The following is an 18,519-nucleotide window of genomic DNA, read 5'->3' as shown; positions in this document are numbered from 1 at the left end:
CCGATGCGCTATGATATCCGCCTTACCATCTCGCACCGCTATGCGCAGGCCGCCGGAAACGGGCGTCATGCCTTGCGGGTGCTGCCGCGCGAGATTGCGAACCGGCAACATCTGACGGCGCATCTGATCGACATCTTCCCCCCACCCGACAATCGCCACGATAGCGTTGATTTCTTCGGCAATGCCGTCAGCTCTGTCACCCACTCAGAGCAACATCAGAAAATGGTGATCCGCATGTCTGCGCGGGTCGGCGTCATGGCCCCTGCCGGACACCATTCAGGTGGCAGCGGGCTGGGGCAGCTTGCGCTTGATCTGTCCCGGTCGCGCGACCTTGGGCCTGCTTCGCCGCTGCATTTTCTGGGGCCTGCCCCGCGCCTGCTGCCAAACGCCGACATCGCCCGTTTCGCCCGCGACACCTGCGATCTGTCGGCACCCGTCGCCGATATCATCTGCCAGCTGGGGCTGGCATTGCACGGGGCGATGACCTTTGACGCGACCGCGACAGATGTTGACACCGACGCCGCCGAGGCATTTTCAAAGCGTCGCGGCGTGTGTCAGGATTTTTCCCATATCATGATCATTGCCTTGCAGTCCCTTGGTATTCCGTCCGGCTATGTCAGCGGTTTCCTGCGGACCTTGCCGCCCCCCGGCGGCGTCAAGCTGGAAGGCGTCGATGCCATGCACGCGTGGGTCCGCGCGTGGTGCGGCGCTGCGCAAGGCTGGGTCGAATATGACCCGACCAATGCGACATTGGTGGGCACCGATCACATCGTTGTGGCCTTTGGGCGCGACTATTCGGATGTCAGCCCGGTGATCGGGCATTTGCGATCCTCGGGGGCGCAGGTCAATTCCCAAGCCGTCGATATGGCCGTGGTTGACTGAAGCCGGGGCAGGCCCCGTCCGCCCCCCATGTCACAATTTCATTGATCCAGAGGGATTAACCGTCATTATCCTCCCGATTGGGAGAGATCATGCAGCATAAATTGACGCTCGACGCCGTAGAACAGCTGGCCTGTGAAACGCTGATGGAGGCAGGGGCAACAAAAGCCGCCGCCAGTTCCGTTGCCCGCTCAACGCGCCTTGCCGAAAGGGACGGGATACGCAGCCACGGGTTGTTATATGTGCCGATCTACGCCGAACATCTGCTGTGTGGCAAAGTATCACCAACCGCAATTCCATCGGTGACCATCCCGCGCCCCGCTGCCGTTCGCGTGGATGCAGATAACGGCTTTGCCCATGCCGCAATTGATGCGGGCTGGGACAGTTTCACCAAAGCCGCAAAGGCAAATGGCGTTGCGGCACTGAGCATCCATAATTCGTATAACTGCGGTGTGCTGGGCCATCACGCGGAACGGCTGGCCCAGGACGGGCTGATCGGGCTTTGCTTTACCCATGCGCCCGCATCCATCGCGCCCCCCGGTGGCAGTAAGCCAGTTGTGGGGACAAACCCGTTTTCCATCGCCGTGCCAGACGGGGCTGGCGGCGCGATGCTGGTGATTGACCAATCGGCCAGCGCCATCGCCAAATCCGAAATCCTGCTGCGCAGCCGCGAGGGCAAGGCGATTGAACCGGGTTGGGCGCTGGATGCCGACGGCAATGAGACCCTGGATGCGGATGCTGCACTGGCGGGGTCGATGGTGCCTTCGGGCGGGTACAAGGGGTTCGGCGTCGGTCTGTTGGTCGAAATTCTGGCCGCCGCGCTGTCGGGCGCAAACCTCAGCACCGAGGCAAGCCCCTTTTCGGGCACCAAGGGCGGACCGCCCGGCACCGGACAGTTCTTTATCGCGATTGATCCGGCGGGCTTTGGTGGGGACGGGTTTCATGCGGCGATGCTGCGCCTTGCCACGTCGATCACCGATCAGGACGGTGCGCGCCTGCCCGGCCAGCGCCGCGCCGACAACCGCACCCGGATCGAGGCCGAAGGGGTCACTGTGGACGATGCGCTGCTGACCCGGATCAACGCCGCAGGAAAGCCCGCCGCATGAGCCCGGTCATTGACGGGCTGCAATACGCAAACTGGTCCGAAAAGATATTCCGCGAGATGCGCGCGGGCGGGGTTGATGCCGTCCATGCCACGATCACCTATCACGAGAATTTCCGCGAAACGGTGCTCAACATCGAAGCCTGGAACCGTCATTTCGAACGCCACCCCGATCTGGTCTTTCAGGGGTTCACCGCAGACGACATCACTTTGGCGCGCGAAACCGGGCGCACGGCGATTTTCTTTGGTTCGCAAAATCCGTCCTGCATCGAAGACGACATCGGCCTTGTCGAGGTGCTGCACCGTCTTGGCCTGCGCTTTATGCAGTTGACCTATAACAACCAATCGCTGCTGGCGACGGGCTGTTACGAGGAGGACGACACGGGCCTGACCCGCATGGGCCGCGAGGTCGTGACCGAGATGAACCGCGTCGGGCTGGTCGTCGACATGAGCCATTCCGGCGAACGATCCACCCTTGAGGCGATTGACCATTCCACCCGCCCCATTGCCATCACCCACGCCAACCCCGCTGACTGGCACGCGGCATTGCGCAACAAATCTGATACGGTCTTGCGGGCCTTGTCGGGCACGGGGGGCATGCTGGGGTTTTCGATCTACCCGCATCACCTGAAGAATGGCGGTGCCTGTACGCTGGCCGCATTCTGCGAAATGATCGCACGCACCGCCGAGCGCTATGGCATCGACAATCTGGGGATCGGGTCGGACCTGTGTCAGGATCAACCCGACAGCATCGTTGAATGGATGCGCACCGGACGCTGGACCAAACGCATCGACTATGGCGAAGGCAGCGCCGATGCGCCCGGTTTTCCGCCCATGCCCGACTGGTTCGGCGGCAACGCCGATATGCCCAACCTGACGGCGGGCCTGCGCGACATCGGGTTTTCGCAGGCGGATACAGACGCGCTGATGGGCGGCAATTGGGCGCGGTTTTTCCACGACAGCTTTGGCCCCGCAAAATGACCTGCGCGCCGCTGTCCCCTGTTCCGCAGGCGGCGCAGTTTCGCCGTGATCCGGCGCAGGTGATGCGATTGGCGCGGCTGGGTCTTGCCCACCCGACCCGCCTGTCTTTCCTGCGCATCCTGTTGCGCCGGATGCAGCGCGAGACCTGGCAATTTGACCGGCCTGTGTTTGATATTGATGCAAACGGTGTGGGCCGCGCAATGTACCGCGCCATCGGCCCTGAACGGACCTATAGCCTCGTTGCCTTTGCCCATGATCTGCCTGCCGACATGCGGTCGGATCGGGTCATTGCCACCGCCTGGGATGCGACCTTTGCCCTGTTTGACGGGGTGCCGGATGCGGAGGACCTTGACCGGCTCGCGGCGAATGTACCGCTGCAAGAAGCCGGACGTGTCACGCAAAAAGAGCTGACGCTCAGCCGCGCCAACCGGTCGGTGCGGCTGTTCGAGACTGTCGTTCAATGCCTGTCCAAGGGTCGCCAACCCAGTGCGGATGATCTGGCCGCAACGGGCTATCTGATGCGCACCACGGCTGTTTACGGGTCGGGGAAATTCGGGGCGGCGACACACAACAGCCTGACCGACCGCCCCGAGACCGCCGCCCCGTTTCAGGCAGAGATGCTGACCGTCTGGCTGATCCGCACCTTTACCGTTGATCTGGTAAACCACATGGCACAGCTGCGCGGCGGTGCGGCTGCGGTGCCGCTTGCGGGAGGCTTGCGGCGCAGTCTTGGGGTGGGCAATTCAACGGGGCTTGGCATGGCACCGTTTCTGGTGCGCCACCCGGTCTTGCTTAATAACTGGATGATGGTCCGCGAAGAGGCGCTGGCCCGCGTGCGCGCCCAGAAAGCGACCCAGGCAGACAAGGTCGAACGGTTCATTCAGGCGCTGACTGCCGTCCAGCAAAACGCAGCGCTTTGGACCAGCGTGCACCCGCTTCAGCAAGCGCGGCTCGGGGCATTGCGTGCAGGGCTTGCCCAGATCGCCGCCCATGTCGCGAGCGATTGGGACAGCGGCACTGACCAGCCGTGGGATGCGCTGTGGCAATGGGGTCAGAAGGTCTTGGGGATCGAAGCACAAGAGGCCCTGCTGGCGCTGTTGCTTGAACCCCATGGCGACCTGATTGACGGGTTGGCCGACTGCCTGAGCGAAGATGAAACGGCGGCATTTGCCATTGACGGGACCCAGCGGGTTGATGAGCTCAAGGCGTTGCTGGCCAAGAATTACAACTGGGCGCTTGCGGTCGATTATGCAGATCGCAAGGCCGCTGGCCGGTTCTGGTATGTGTCCGAAGACAAGCTTGAGCCACGCTTGGGCGAACGGTTTGAAGAACCGGGAAGCGAGCGCGAGTTGCCGCTTGATATCGGTCGGCAGGCCGCCGCGCTGTTTGATACGCTTGGCGATTTCGCAGGCGATGCCCCTGTGGCGCGACTGCTGCTGGCGCATCCCCATCATCGGGCGATGGTGCGTCGCGTGCAGTTGACCGCAACGCGGCCCTTTGCCGAAATCCGCGACAACCTGATCGACGGTGACATGCTGCCGATTGATATGCTGCGCTGCAAGCTGGCGTGTTTCGGGGCGTCGCGCTTTGACCCCAGATCGGACCGCTGGGTGCGCATCAGCCTGTTTCAAAACGCCCCCTACCCCGATGACCTGCATGCGGAACCGCACCTGTGACGGCGGCGGACCAGATCCGGCTGACGATGCCCGAAATCAGCGCCCTGTCCTTGCGCGCGGCGCGGGGTGCCGGGCTGGATTGGGGCATGGCCGAGGAATGCGCCAGTGCCGCCACATGGCTGGCGGCGCATCAGTTCAACTGGGCAAATGCCGTTTTGCATCAGCTTGAAACCCCGATGTCACGACAGGTTATCCCCGCGATTGGCAGGTGGCATGCAGATGAACCCGTTTGTGGGTTGCACGTCGGTGCCACGCTGTCGGATTTCGCGTGTTTGCCAGAGGGGCCGGGTTTTGGCGTGCTGTCCCTTGGCCCGATCAACGGCCCCTTGATGCTGGTGCCGTTTGTCGTGCGGGCTGCAAAGCAGCTAGATACGGCGTTTGATGTAAGCTTGGGCGCGCCCCCTTGGCTGCGCGTGTCAGGCGATTGCGTTCAGGTTTTGGCAGGTCGTGCCGGGCCGGAAATGATTGCCGAGGTCACGATCAGCCCCACCCGCCATGCCCCTGACCCGCCCCACAATGCGGCAGACCAAAACGCAGTGGTTTCGCGCGATCAATATGACCGGCTGGACCGCCTGGCGTTGAAAATGACGGTGCCGTCATCGGCGCTCTCGGCCAAAGGGGCTGGCGGGCTTGGGCTGGATGATGACTAGGCCGCGCGCCTAAAGCGCGAGGTCCGCGATCAAATCCGCCTTTGAGTATTTTTCCTTGAGCTTGCGCGGGCTGTTGCGCCCGCCTTCGACCACGATGAAACTGTCACCCAGTGCATAGGCGAAATCGGCGTTCTGTTCGACCAGCAAGATCGCCATCTCGCCCTTGCTGCGCAGCAGACGCAAGGCATCGCCGATCTGTTCGATCACGTTTGGCTGGATGCCTTCGGTCGGTTCATCCAGCAACAAAACCTTGGGTTTGGTGATCAGCGCACGGGCAATGGCCAGTTGCTGCTGTTGCCCGCCCGACAAATCACCACCGCGCCGCGATTGCATGTCGCGCAGCACCGGGAACAGGTCGAACACCTCGTCGGGAATGAAATGTTCAGCCTTGGGCAAACAGGCAAATCCGGTCTCAAGGTTTTCATACACGGTCATCATCGGGAATACTTCGCGCCCCTGCGGGACATAGGCGATGCCAGCCTTGGCGGCCTGAAACGCAGTGTTCAGGCGCACCGGCTTGCCATCCACCTTGATCGTGCCACCGGATGCGGCGTGACGCCCCGCAATCGCCTTGAGCGTACTGGTTTTGCCAACGCCATTATTGCCGACCATCGTGGTGATCTGCCCCTGCGGCGCGGTGAATGACATGCCGTAAAGGATGCGGCTTTGACCATAGTGCAGATCAAGGTTTTCGACTTCAAGCATGACCACGTCCCAGATAAACTTCGATAACGGTGGGGTTGGATGTCACGTGATCCAGACTGCCTTCGGCCAGAACAGACCCCTCGTGCAGCACGGTGACCTTGCAGTTCAGACGGCGCACGAATTCCATGTCATGTTCCACCACCACGACGGCACGGGTTTGCGCGGCGCGTTTCAAGATATCCGTGGTCTTTTCCCGTTCCTCGACCGTCATGCCCGCAGCAGGTTCATCGACCAGCAAAAGCCGCGGTTCCTGCGCCAGCAACATGCCAATCTCCAACCACTGTTTTTGCCCGTGGCTCAGTTCGCCCGCGATGCGGGGCAAGCTGTCGGACAGGCCGATTTCCTCGGCAATCGCTTCGATCCGCGCGGCATTGGCTGGCGTCTTGCGGTGCAGCAAAACGGCCAGGGGCCCGCGCGGGTTTTTCAACGCCATGGCAAGGTTCTGCCGCACCGTTTGCGCCTCGAATACCGTTGGTTTCTGGAACTTCCGCCCGATGCCCGCATTGGCAATGTCAGCCTCTGACATGCCCAGCAACGAGATGTTGCGTTCGCCCCAGATCACCACACCTTCGTCCGGTTTGGTCTTGCCCGTGATGATATCCATAAAGGTGGTCTTACCCGCGCCGTTCGGCCCGATGATGGCGCGCAATTCGGGTTCGGCGATCTGGATCGACAGGCTGTTGATCGCCTTGAACCCGTCAAAGGATACCGACACCCCCGACACTTCCAGCAAGGTGTTGTTCATGATGGTTTCCTCACCAGATAGTCAAACAATCCGCCGATTCCTTTGGGGAAGAACAGCGTGACGCAAACGAATGACACGCCCAACAACACCAGCCACCAATCGGTCCACAAGATCGTGTAGAACCCCAGATCAATTGCAGGTGCCCCGCCCCCGGTGAACCAGCTGGACAGCAGCGACACGAAGGCCGCCCCGATCACCGCACCATAGAGCCGCCCGCGCCCGCCAATGGCGACCCAGACCGCCAGATAGATGGATGCGATGGGGGCAAGCTCGGCCGGGTTGATGATGCCCGCCTGCGGATAATACAGCGCCCCTGCGATACCCGAGATCACAGCCGTGAGCGTGAAGATGAACAGTTTGTACCCCTCAACGCGGTAGCCCAGAAAACGCACGCGCGCCTCGTTGTCGCGGATGCCCTGAACGACGCTGCCCATTTTACCTGACACAACCCATGCAAACAGAAGATAACCAAGCGCCAGTGCAAGGGCAGAGCCAAGGAAGAACGCGAGGCTGATATCCGCTTGGGAGGACCCCTCAAAACCCGGTATGTTTTGCAATCCGGACAGGCCGTTGTTGCCGCGCAAGCCGCTGTCGTTCTGGAACAGCCACAGCGACAATGCCAAGGTCATCGCCTGGGTCAGGATGGACAGGTACACGCCCGTCACGCGGCTGCGGAAGGCCAGCCAGCCGAAGACTAATGCAAGCAGGCCGGGCACGACGATAACCATCAAAAGCTGAAGGAACAGATTATCGGCAAAGGCCCAGAGCCACGGAAAGTCAGAACTCCCGACCACGCCGAATATCTGGTTGCCGATGGCGTCCGAGATCTCTTGGCTGGTCGACGGGATCGCCTGACCGGACAGGCTGCTCAGCACGATGCCTTCGGTGCGGGCATACATCAGCCACATGCCGATGGCGTAGCCGCCGATGCCAAAGAACGCAAAGTGGCCCAGCGACAGGATACCGCAATACCCCCAGACCACATCCATCGCGATGGCAATCAGGCACAGGCAGAGCGTCTTGCCCAAAGTTTTGACCATGGAGGTCGAGATGAGCCCGGTGCCGAATGCTTCGGAGCCGACGGTCACGGCAAGGGTGAACAAGCCCAGTAAAGCGATGAACCAAAGGACAGACGGGTTTTGCGAGATAAATGTTTTATGCATGGGTCAATCCGCCGCCGCCCGGCCTTTTTGGGCGACGATGCCCTTGGGCCGGAATTGAATGAACAGGATGATGAACAGCACCATATAGGTTTGCGCCGCCAGCGTGTTGGACGGGTTGAACCATTCGATGCCCTTTTGCAGGAACCCGATCAGCGACGCGCCCGCAAGCGTGCCCCAGACGTTGCCAACCCCGCCCACGACCACGGTCATAAACGATTGCACGATGTAATCGGCCCCCATTTCAGACGTCACCTTGGCGTACAGACCAATCGCCACGCCTGCGATGCCAGCGATCCCCGACCCAAGGCCAAAGGTCAGCATGTTGATGCGGTCGGGGTTGATGCCCATGCTGGCGGCCATACCGGGGTTTTGCGTGACGGCACGAACCTCGAGCCCCAGTCGGGTGCGTTTGAGCACGAACAGGATTAGCGCCAGAAACATCAGCGCCATCACGAAAATCGCAATGCGGATATAGCTGATCTGGATCACGTCCGACACGACCCACGCGCCATCCAGCCACCCCGGAGAGGTCAGCGGGCGGGCTTGGGTGCCAAAGATATTCTTGGCCAGTTGTTGCAGCGCGACCGATATCCCGAATGTCGCCAACAGCGTTTCAAGCGGGCGGTGGTACAGATGGCGGATCACCAGGCGTTCCATCGTTACACCGGCCGCAAAGGTCACGGCAAAGGCTAGCGGAAGGGCGACAATGATCGACAGGGTATAGTCGGGAACGAATTGCTGCACGACATAGCCGGTATAGGCCCCCATCATGATGAATTCGCCATGCGCCATGTTGATCACGCCCATCACACCAAAGGTAATGGCCAGCCCGATGGCCGCCAGAAAATAGATCGACGCGAGCGAGAGCGCATCCAGCGTCAGATCAACCGCTTGCGCCGCACCAACGCGGGTTTCGATACTATCGAGGGCAGCGCGTGCAGCATCCGTGACGGCGGGGTCTTGCTCCTCGTACACCTCGTAAAAGGAATGCGCGGCGACCGCGTCTGTTTTCGCGTCTTGGCTTACCAGTGGCGGAACGGTCCCTTGGGCAGCCAGCGCCGCATAGGCCTTTTCCCGCATGGTTTGGGTATCAAGCTGCGCAGTGGGGATGCCGCCCACGCGGCCCCCGTCAATATTTGCCGCCAGCGCATCCCGCATGGCCGCGGGTGAAATCACTGGCGGGGCGAGTTTAGCGTCAACCAACCGGGCATAGGCGTCAGCCTCGCTCAGGTCGCGGCCAGATTTCAGAACGCGGGCAATGTTGCCTTTGGGCGCGTCCGGCGAAACGACCGCTTTGACCGACAAAAGCTGGTTCAGCACCGCCCGCGCCTCGATCGAGGTGTCGCTGGACATTGATGTAATGGCGGCGATCCTGTCGCCTGTATCGGGTGCAAAACTGGCCGACATGAAATTCGCCAGCTGGATCTTGCGCGCTTTCAGCGTGGCATCGGTTTCGGGGTCGATGGATTTCAGCAACGGGGCCAGTTGGCTGGCGTCCGGCCTGCGGGCAATCGATTCAATCGCGGATGTCCGCCGCGCCAGATCGGGGTCGGTCAGCTGAAACTGCACCAGTGCAGTGCCAATCAATCGCCGCACCCCGCCGTTTGGCTTCAACTGTGAAAAGCCGGATTTGGGGGCCGTCGTTTCTTGGGCTGTATCAATATCGCGCAAGGACAGATCATCGCCATTCTCGGTTGCGTAAAAGAACACGCCATCCGCATCGCGCTGCCAGACGCCTTTGTCCTGCCATTGCTCCAGAAAATCGCTGAGATGCGGCGCGCCCGAGGCGACCAGATCATCCAACGCGACAGACACAGAGCTGCGCGAGGGATCGGCAATTTCACCAGCATGGGCTTGCAAGCTCGGTTGCAGGTCTTGAGCGACGGCCATTCCCGCAAGCCCAAGCCAGATAAAGAGAGTCAAGAAATGGCGCAGCATGGGATACCTTTGGTCAAGAAGTCAGACGGGCGCAGGATCAATCCCGCGCCCGTTGCCAAGTTTTAGTAGTTGGATGTCAGCTGAACGCAGGTCTTTGTTTCCGTGTTGTACATGCCGCAGCCCAGTTCTTTCCAATCCGAGGTCAGAACGGCGCTTTCGGGCAGGAAGTCTGTCCATGCATCGCCCGCAACCGGATCGGTCTGGCTGATGATGTCAAACTGGCCGTCTGCTGTGATCTCGCCGATCAGGACCGGCTTGGTCAGGTGGTGGTTTGGCAACATTTCAGCCATGCCACCGGTCAGGTTCGGGAAAGTCTGGCCGTACATGGCGGTGCGCACGGCATCAACATCTGTGGTGCCGGCTTGTTCGACTGCGTTCACCCACATGTTAAAGCCGATGTAATGCGCTTCCATCGGGTCGTTGGTCACGCGCTTGTCGTCACCGATGAACGCCTTCCAGGTCTCGATGAATTCAGCGTTTGCAGGCGTGTCAGCCGACATGAAGTAGTTCCACGCGGCCAGATGCCCGACAAGGTTCGTGGTATCCAGACCGGAGAGTTCTTCCTCGCCCACCGAAAAGGCAACGACGGGGATGTCGTCTGCGGATACATCTGCGGCGGCCAGTTCTTTGTAAAAGCCGATGTTCGCGTCGCCGTTGATCGTCGAAATCACGCCAACCTGTTTGCCGTCTTCGCCCAGCGCCACAACATCGCCTACAATCGTCGCCCAGTCAGAGTGGCCAAAAGGCGTGTAGTTCACAAAGATGTCTTCCTCGGCGATGCCCTTGGACATGAGGTAGGATTTCAGGATGTTGTTGGTGGTGCGCGGGTACACATAGTCGGTGCCCAGCAGCGCGAATTTCTCGACGCCCAATTCTTCGAGGTAATAATCAACCGCCGGGATCGCCTGCTGGTTGGGCGCGGCACCGGTGTAGAATACGTTTTGGGAGGATTCTTCGCCCTCGTACTGAACCGGATAGAACATCAGACCGTTAAGTTCCTCCAGCACGGGCAACACAGATTTGCGCGACACAGAGGTCCAGGAGCCAAAGATCACATCGACCTCGTTCACGGTCAAAAGTTCGCGACCTTTTTCAGCAAACAGTGGCCAGTCGGATGCCGGATCGACAACGACCGCTTCGATCTGGCAGCCCAGAACGCCGCCTTTTTTGTTCTGCGCGTCCACCAGCATCAGCATGGTGTCTTTCAATGTCGTCTCGGAAATCGCCATCGTGCCGGACAGCGAATGCAGCACGCCGATCTTGACCGGATCGGCACAGTCTTGGGCCATCGCCATCGACGTGGTGCCCAACAAGGCTGTCATCGCGCAAGCCGCTATTTTTTTTGAATATTCCATTTCGTATCCCCTGATGTTGCTGCGTGCTCGGGTGTGGAAAACACACTTTCGCAAAAGCCCTGAACAATATATCTAGGGGCCGCAGCAGTATTGTTGTGGTCGTCGCACGGGGGGAAGTATCTGCCAGGATCGCCCTCTGTGCGCCGATGCAGCCAGTTCGGCATGACGCTAGGATGTGTCTGCAATCTGAGCATTTACCAGATAGAATAAAGGCACACGGGACCGTGATCGACACGACCGCCCACCAATTGGGCGAAAAATGATTTTTTGCTTATTTTTTAGACGCGCGCGCAAAAGGCGAAGCGTAAGACTGCCTATTTACTGCGCCAACATGCACAACTATTAGGTGCACCCCCCGCTTTTCCCTGACCGCACAAGGCCGATTCACCGGCCCAAAAGCAAAACGCCACCCCGTTTGGAGGTGGCGTTTGAAACTAGAAATATCTGGCGGCAGGGCTCTGATCGCCCCTAGTCATTACGTCTGACACGGGCCGCCGTTTTATCTGCAAAGGCCGCCAGCCGCGCGCGGGCATCGGGTTGCGTGTTCACGACCCCTGCCACCACGGCCTCGGCATAGGCGGCATCCATCGCCGACATGTTTTGCATGTGGCTGACAGCCGAACAGATCGCAAAGTTGGAAAGCGGCAGGTTCTGCGCTGCTTTTCGGGCCAGCGCGAATGCCGCATCATAGCTGGACCCTTCGACGATATATTGCGCCAGCCCCACGTCCATCGCCTCTTTGCCCTGATAGACGCGCCCGGTCAGCATCATGTCGATCATGCGCGACTTGCCGACCAGATCAGTGACCCGGATCGTGGCACCGCCGCCTGTAAACAGGCCACGCTGCCCTTCTGGCAATGCGAAATAGGTCGTTTCGTTCATCACGCGCACATGGGCCGAACTGGCAAGCTCGAGCCCGCCGCCCACAACAGCACCTTGCAACGCGGCAATGATCGGAACGCCGCCATATTCCATTTTGTTGAAAGCCTCGTGCCAGCGCAGACATACATGCATGAAATCAGCCGGGCTGCGGTCTTCGTCGTGATGTTCAATCAGATCAAGGCCGGCGCAGAAATGATCGCCCTCCCCCGCCAGAACTACCGCACGCACGCCAGCCCGCGGTGCCACCGAAAAGAAATCAACCAGTTCTTCGATCGTCGCAATGTCGAGAGCATTGCGTTTTGCGGCCCTGTTCAACGTGACACCCCAAAGCCCGTCCCCGTGGTCTTCGACTTTGAGGTTGGTAAAACGGGCGATGTCGATTGTTAGGGGCATTCTGTGATCCTTGTTCTGTGTCATGTCCGCCGGAAGGCCAACATATTTCCACTACAGTATTCAGGAAATATGCCAAGGCCCAGAGGTGATGTGCCCTTCACTTCCAAAGGCAGGCGACAGCGGGGGGCGGGCCTAAAGGGTACTAAACCCCCCGGGATTTTCAGGCCCTATGCGCCCCCTCCTTTCAACCCCCAATTGCTTTATCAAATGCCGAAGGTTCTCTGACAGTTGGGTCGATAATTCGCCCGTGCTAAATGTTTCCCCAATCATGGAAAAACTCTGCAGGACGCTCTTGACACCCGCCCCCGTATGTAAGATTAGCTGCGACTGAGTTTAACGACGTTTGATGGTCACACCCCGACCACAACATGCAGCGACGAAATGCTATTCAGATAGTTTTACGTCACTTCATTAAATTGGACTTAGAAGCCTTTGGTTTCATTGGCGTGCCCGGGTAGCTCAGGGGTAGAGCAGTGGATTGAAAATCCTCGTGTCGGTGGTTCGATTCCGCCCCTGGGCACCATTTGACTCTCTGATGAATAACGTAGCAAGCTCGGGGTACAAAAAAGCCCCCACGGCCCTGACTGCGTTCAGGTTTCGGTCAAAATTGATTGCCTGATGTCACGCTACGCAATGGTTACAGTGACACCGAAACATTCTGTTATCCAGTACGGCTATTTCGTTCCGGCGGCGCTGGTACGAGGTGGTTTCGACTCGTAGAGTTCTTCAGCGAATAGATTCATGATCTCATTCCGGGTGACGCTCGGTTTGCCCGCTGCTGAAGAGGCACCACTGCTGCTTTTCGTCTCCAGCCGGTCTTCGAGCGCGCGGCGCGCCTGGACGAGCTTTGCCGACATGCGAACACGCACGCCGATCTCAAGAACATCGAATGGTTTTGTAATGTAGTCGCTCGCACCTGCGCTGATGGCGGCGCGGACCGTTTTTTCATCACGCCGTGCGGTCAGCATGATGATGGGCACGTTTCGATAGCTGGACAAGGCCCGGGCCTGCGCGCATAGCTCAATGCCGTTCATGTCAGGCATGTCGATATCAAGTATAAGACATTCAAATGTTGAATGCGGTCTTTTCAGTGCGGCAAAGGCTTCTGTCGATGACAAAAAACAATGCACGTCCCGAAAACCTTCATTCGCCAGAATGACGGGAAGCAATTCGGTCACATTGGGATCATCGTCAACAACAAGGATTTTCAACTGACCCTCCACGACCATTAAGAAAAAGTTATCCTTCTACCTTTTCCCAAATATATATGGCGATAGTATGGCAGGTTGATCTCGAGCGGATCACCGGCCGCCATGCAGCAACAGCGCTTAACCAGATTTCAATGGCCTCGCTAGCCGAGGTATTTCATCGCGGGCGTTCAGGGCAAGATTGATCAGCGCGCTGTCGAACTCTCCGGGGTCGGTGAAGACGTCCCAGATTTCCGGATCAATCTCGGTTGTTATGCAAATTGGTCTTGCCAAGTGTTCGCTGCAAAAGGCGGACCGTCCCCAACACCCTTTTACCTGCCGACTGCCTGAATCATCGCTACGGGCAGGAAACGCCTCATGCAATGTCGTGAGCGCCGAGCGTGGGCGTTGGCCTTCACGGCGCAAAGCGGATGATCGCGCAGCGCGCCGCGAGCGGCAGCAATGAGCCCAACTTGACCGATGCTGGATTGCGCCAAGATGACCGTTAGGGTCGGGATGCGGACGTTCATGCCAGACAAAAAGGGACCAAACGAAGAAATCGTCGGATGCGCGCCCAAAATGTATTCGTGGACAAATACTATGGTCACACCCCCATCAGGACACGCGCCGCCCGTATCAGAACCATCGGGTCAAGGTCGGTGCGGGCGACGGGGGGCGGTGGATCGACGCGGCCCGTTAGCCCAGCCACGGCGCTGCGCGCGGATCGAACGGAGTATTCCACCGTGAAAACGCAATCGCGGGGCTGTTCACAGAATTGGCCGATCACTGCAAAATTCCGCGCACCGCTGGGGCGCACATCGGGGCGGTCGCCGGGCTGACGGGGCATGAACTGGCTGGTAATGTAGGGCATTCGACACGGCAGCACCCGCGCGTCATCGAACCAAGCGGCCTGCGCTTTGGAGAGTTTCAGATGCCCGCAAAGCTCTGCGATGATCTCGTTGCCGGTCGCTTCCCGCATCGGTTTCTTGACAAAATCGCCGGGCCGGTCACTGCGCAAACCGTAGCCCCAGAAGGTGTAGGTGCCGTGTTTTTGGCCTTGGAAATGCGGTTGGTGAAACAGCACGATCGACAGCGTCCAGCCTGAACCCGCAAAAGTGACAAGTCCTCCGGTGCCAGTCCTGTTGTTTGTGAAATCTTCCATGAACTCGAAGAAATCCGGGCCATCCAGTGTCACGGTAAACGAATGCCATTCGGTCTTGCTCACCTTGCCGCAGAACGCCTCGGGGCGACCTAATCCTTCGTTTTTTGCCGCCAGCTTGCGCCAAAGCGTCCAGGCAGCGCCTTCGTTATCCTGCAGGTCCGGTGCGCGGTCGTTCGACCCTTGGGTGGTCGCGTCCGTCATCGACCCCAAGGTGAGGTAGACACAGTCATCTTCGCTGATCTGTACGCGACTTTCATCGGCGAGAACGAGCGCCGTGACACGACGGTCCTGCCGAGCGCCCTCAATTGTGACATCAGTGACCCGCGCGCCGGTGGCGACCCTGACGCCGCGATGCCGCAGCCATGTGACGATGGGCACGATCAGGGAATCGTATTGATTATACCGCGTGCGCAAGATGCCGGCGATGCGTGTAAAACCCGGAAAAAGATGGATGAAACGCCGGAGGTAGCGCCGCATTTCAGTCAGCGCATGCCACGGTTGGAATGAGAACATCGTGGACCACATCAGCCAGAAATTGCTCTCGAAGAAGGAAGGTTTGAACCAATCCTCGATGCTCTGCCCCGCCAACCGGCTTTCTGGCTGCAGGATAAGGCGGTTAATATCGACAATGTCATGCGCAGTGAGCGTTAGGTCATAGCGGTCCTCTGCTGGCAGCCCGTTCCGAACGAGACGACAATTGGACGATCCGGGGACCATGCGATTGAATGCCATGATATCCTCTGTGACACTGATGCTTGGATCATTCACCGACGGGATCGTGTCCAGAAGGTCGAACGTGCACGCGAAGTGTTCCTCGAACATGCGGCCACCGCGGATCATATACCCGGACTCTGCATCGCCCGAACCGTCCAGCGATCCCCCTGCAACGCCGAGCTGTTCGTAGATGTGGATGTTGTTGCCGTCGACCCCGGCGTCACGGATCAAATAGACCGCAGTTGCCAGCCCGGCGATGCCACCCCCAATGATGTGGTGTTGCTCAAATGATGTTGGCTTTGACATTGGCCATTTACCTTCCGGTGTGGAGCCAGCCTAAGTTAGCATTTGGCGAAGGGCATCGGGTTGACATAGGTCAGTTCGGTGTCGGACTTGCGTCTGTTCGGTTTAAGGACTTCTGCGCTTTACGCCAATTACAGCTTGCTGAAGGCCGGATCGTCACAGGCAGTTGTTGGTTGAACGGCAGGTATGGATCGAAAGCAGTACTTGAATAAAATGAGACAAGGGTCTGCTTAGTCCGCTCTGCCGGCCTTAGTGCATTTTGGAGCGAACGTCCGGTTTGCGCCCAGCCTGTTGGGTCAGTGGACGCAAGAGTGGAGTACGGGTGGTCCCTGCTTCTGCCAGCATGCGTTAGAAAAGCGCCCTTTAAACAGCAAAACGCCCGTTGTGTAATGAACACATCGGGCGTTTTGTATATTGTATCGTAAGAGAGATAATCATTTATTGAACTTATTAGGTTTGGCGGTGACCTACTCTCCCACGTCTTAAGACGCAGTACCATTGGCGCAGTAGCACTTAACTGCCGAGTTCGGGATGGGATCGGGTGTTTTGCTTACGCTATGACCACCAAACCGAATAAATTCAATAAATGTCCAAGTCAGTACAGTTATGTATGTGTGTATGCTTTTGAATGATTAGTATAATGCACTACCGCTTTGCTACTTGAGCGCTGCTAAGTCTTGCTTCTACTGGATCAAATCAAGCCTATCGAGCCATTAGTACCAGTCAACTGAACGTATTACTACGCTTACATCTCTGGCCTATCGACGAGGTGGTCTACCTCGGCTCTCAGGGATACCTTGTTTTGAGGGGGGCTTCCCGCTTAGATGCCTTCAGCGGTTATCCTGTCCGATCATAGCTACCCAGCACTGCTATTGGCATAACAACTGGTCCACCAGTGGATCGTTCACCCCGGTCCTCTCGTACTAGGGGCAACTCCTCTCAAGTATCCTACACCCACGGAAGATAGGGACCGAACTGTCTCACGACGTTCTAAACCCAGCTCACGTACCTCTTTAAACGGCGAACAGCCGTACCCTTGGGACCTGCTCCAGCCCCAGGATGAGATGAGCCGACATCGAGGTGCCAAACACTGCCGTCGATATGGACTCTTGGGCAGTATCAGCCTGTTATCCCCGGCGTACCTTTTATCCGTTGAGCGATGGCCCTCCCACTTGGGACCACCGGATCACTATGGCCGTCTTTCGACTCTGCTCGACTTGTCAGTCTCGCAGTCAGGCTGGCTTCTGCCATTGCACTCAACGAGCGATTTCCGACCGCTCTGAGCCAACCTTCGCGCGCCTCCGTTACGATTTAGGAGGCGACCGCCCCAGTCAAACTACCCACCACACAGGGTCCCGGATCCGGATAACGGACCGCGGTTAGACATCAAGCAGAACAAGGGTGGTATCTCAAGGGAGGCTCCACGCAAACTGGCGTTCACGCTTCAAAGCCCACCACCTATCCTGCACATGTTCGGCCTAATGCCAGTGTGAAGTTGTAGTAAAGGTGCACGGGGTCTTTCCGTCTAACCGCGGGTAACCGGCATCTTGACCGGTAATTCAATTTCGCTGAGTCTATGTTGGAGACAGCGGGGAAGTCGTTACGCCATTCGTGCAGGTCGGAACTTACCCGACAAGGAATTTCGCTACCTTAGGACCGTTATAGTTACGGCCGCCGTTTACCTGGGCTTCAATTCAGAGCTCTCACCCCTCCTTTTAACCTTCAGGCACCGGGCAGGCGTCAGACCCTATACGTCGTCTTACGACTTCGCAGAGCCCTGTGTTTTTAATAAACAGTCGCCACCCCCTGGTTTGTGCCCCCAGCCCATACTTGCGTACAGACCGGGCCTCCTTCTCGCGAACTTACGGAGGTATTTTGCCGAGTTCCTTCAACATAGTTCTCTCAAGCGCCTTGGTATTCTCTACCTATCCACCTGTGTCGGTTTAGGGTACGATCTAACGATGGAGCTATTTCCAGGGACCTCTAAGCAGCCCATTCAATCCGATAAGGATGAACTACCCTCGAGATCCGTCACTTCCATCTGGCCCAGGAATATTAACCTGGTTCCCATCGACTACGCCTTTCGGCCTCGCCTTAGGGGTCGGCTTACCCTGCTCAGATTAGCTTTAAGCAGGAACCCTTGGATTTTCGGCGAGAGTGTCTCTCACACTCTTTGTCGCTACTCATGTCATCATTCTCACTAGTGATCTCTCCACGGGATCCCTCACAGGCCCGCTTCACAGAAAACTCCGCGTCTCCAATCCCACCGAAGTGGTTAAGGAGACATGGAATTATGTCACACTACGCTCTGCTACCATGCAATAAATGCATCCTAAGCTTCGGCTCATGGCTTGAGCCCCGTTACATCTTCGCCGCAAGACAACTTATTTAGACCAGTGAGCTGTTACGCTATCTTTAAAGGATGGCTGCTTCTAAGCCAACCTCCTGGTTGTTTTGGTCGTCTCACCTGCTTTCCCACTTAGCCATGAATTAGGGGCCTTAGCTGTAGGTCAGGGTTGTTTCCCTCTTCACGACGGACGTTAGCATTCGCCGTGTGTCTGCCATCTAGTACTCCTCGGTATTCGGAGTTTGGTTAGGATCAGTAAGCCTGTGGGGCCCCATTACCCATCCAGTGCTCTACCCCCGAGGGTATTCGGATGACGCTCTACCTAAATAGATTTCGC

13 protein-coding genes, 1 tRNA gene and 2 rRNA genes (1 of these 16 running past the window's edge) are annotated in these 18,519 nt (G+C 58.3%); 6 read left to right on the top strand and 10 right to left on the bottom strand.

What is annotated here, in order from left to right; all coding sequences use genetic code 11:
• Positions 1 to 3: 3 nt before the first annotated feature.
• From ACSQ13_RS18380 to ACSQ13_RS18360, 5 genes are all read left to right on the top strand, one after another.
• Positions 4 to 882: a transglutaminase family protein gene (locus tag ACSQ13_RS18380; RefSeq protein WP_295511333.1), complete on the top strand. Its 879-nt coding sequence runs from the start codon at positions 4 to 6 to the stop codon at positions 880 to 882.
• A gap of 89 nt (positions 883 to 971) precedes the next feature.
• Positions 972 to 1,985: an Ldh family oxidoreductase gene (locus ACSQ13_RS18375; protein WP_295511332.1), complete on the top strand. Its 1,014-nt coding sequence runs from the start codon at positions 972 to 974 to the stop codon at positions 1,983 to 1,985.
• Positions 1,982 to 2,962: a membrane dipeptidase gene (locus ACSQ13_RS18370; protein ID WP_176251191.1), complete on the top strand. Its 981-nt coding sequence runs from the start codon at positions 1,982 to 1,984 to the stop codon at positions 2,960 to 2,962. Before ACSQ13_RS18375 ends, ACSQ13_RS18370 begins: the two co-directional genes overlap by 4 nt.
• Positions 2,959 to 4,638, top strand: a complete 1,680-nt coding sequence (locus ACSQ13_RS18365; protein WP_295511329.1) for a hypothetical protein — start codon at positions 2,959 to 2,961, stop codon at positions 4,636 to 4,638. The genes ACSQ13_RS18370 and ACSQ13_RS18365 overlap by 4 nt, the downstream gene beginning before the upstream one ends.
• A complete protein-coding gene (locus tag ACSQ13_RS18360; protein WP_295511326.1) occupies positions 4,635 to 5,288 on the top strand; it encodes a DUF3726 domain-containing protein in 654 nt (217 codons plus the stop codon). The genes ACSQ13_RS18365 and ACSQ13_RS18360 overlap by 4 nt, the downstream gene beginning before the upstream one ends.
• 9 nt (positions 5,289 to 5,297) lie before the next feature.
• Here the strand turns inward: ACSQ13_RS18360 and urtE are convergent, their stop codons facing one another.
• The 6 genes from urtE to ACSQ13_RS18330 all read right to left on the bottom strand — a co-directional run bounded on the left by urtE (position 5,298) and on the right by ACSQ13_RS18330 (position 12,469).
• The gene (urtE, locus tag ACSQ13_RS18355) at positions 5,298 to 5,993 is read right to left on the bottom strand and encodes an urea ABC transporter ATP-binding subunit UrtE (RefSeq protein WP_176251188.1); all 696 of its coding nucleotides are present in this window, start codon (positions 5,991 to 5,993) and stop codon (positions 5,298 to 5,300) included.
• Entirely contained in the window at positions 5,986 to 6,738 is a 753-nt protein-coding gene (urtD, locus tag ACSQ13_RS18350; RefSeq protein ID WP_176251187.1) for an urea ABC transporter ATP-binding protein UrtD, read from the bottom strand. Before urtD ends, urtE begins: the two co-directional genes overlap by 8 nt.
• On the bottom strand, positions 6,735 to 7,901 hold the full coding sequence (gene urtC / locus ACSQ13_RS18345) for an urea ABC transporter permease subunit UrtC (protein ID WP_176251186.1): 1,167 nt from the start codon (positions 7,899 to 7,901) through the stop codon (positions 6,735 to 6,737). The genes urtD and urtC overlap by 4 nt, the downstream gene beginning before the upstream one ends.
• A 3-nt stretch (positions 7,902 to 7,904) precedes the next feature.
• Positions 7,905 to 9,839, bottom strand: coding sequence for an urea ABC transporter permease subunit UrtB (urtB, locus tag ACSQ13_RS18340; RefSeq protein ID WP_295511320.1), 1,935 nt, complete (start codon positions 9,837 to 9,839; stop codon positions 7,905 to 7,907).
• 62 nt (positions 9,840 to 9,901) lie between these two features.
• Entirely contained in the window at positions 9,902 to 11,161 is a 1,260-nt protein-coding gene (gene urtA, locus ACSQ13_RS18335; RefSeq protein ID WP_375708116.1) for an urea ABC transporter substrate-binding protein, read from the bottom strand.
• A 501-nt stretch (positions 11,162 to 11,662) separates the two neighbouring features.
• Positions 11,663 to 12,469, bottom strand: a complete 807-nt coding sequence (locus ACSQ13_RS18330) for a crotonase/enoyl-CoA hydratase family protein (protein ID WP_295511317.1) — start codon at positions 12,467 to 12,469, stop codon at positions 11,663 to 11,665.
• A 448-nt stretch (positions 12,470 to 12,917) separates the two neighbouring features.
• Between ACSQ13_RS18330 and ACSQ13_RS18325 the strand changes: the two genes are divergently transcribed.
• A tRNA-Phe gene (locus ACSQ13_RS18325) sits at positions 12,918 to 12,992 on the top strand.
• 151 nt (positions 12,993 to 13,143) lie between these two features.
• On the opposite strand, the gene ACSQ13_RS18320 is transcribed toward ACSQ13_RS18325, so the two are convergent.
• The 4 genes from ACSQ13_RS18320 to ACSQ13_RS18305 form a co-directional block, all read right to left on the bottom strand.
• A complete protein-coding gene (locus ACSQ13_RS18320) occupies positions 13,144 to 13,680 on the bottom strand; it encodes a response regulator (RefSeq protein ID WP_176251336.1) in 537 nt (178 codons plus the stop codon).
• A gap of 580 nt (positions 13,681 to 14,260) precedes the next feature.
• Positions 14,261 to 15,838: an oleate hydratase gene (locus ACSQ13_RS18315; protein ID WP_295512980.1), complete on the bottom strand. Its 1,578-nt coding sequence runs from the start codon at positions 15,836 to 15,838 to the stop codon at positions 14,261 to 14,263.
• Between the two features lie 451 nt (positions 15,839 to 16,289).
• Positions 16,290 to 16,404, bottom strand: a 5S ribosomal RNA gene (gene rrf, locus ACSQ13_RS18310).
• A gap of 123 nt (positions 16,405 to 16,527) precedes the next feature.
• Positions 16,528 to 18,519, bottom strand: a 23S ribosomal RNA gene (locus tag ACSQ13_RS18305) (it continues 885 nt past the right edge of the window).

Origin of the sequence: Sulfitobacter sp. SH22 (genome assembly GCF_965641905.1) — a bacterium.
Classification (GTDB): domain Bacteria; phylum Pseudomonadota; class Alphaproteobacteria; order Rhodobacterales; family Rhodobacteraceae; genus Sulfitobacter.
Note: the sequence above shows the minus strand (reverse complement) of the source record. Positions and strands in the feature narration are given on the sequence as shown.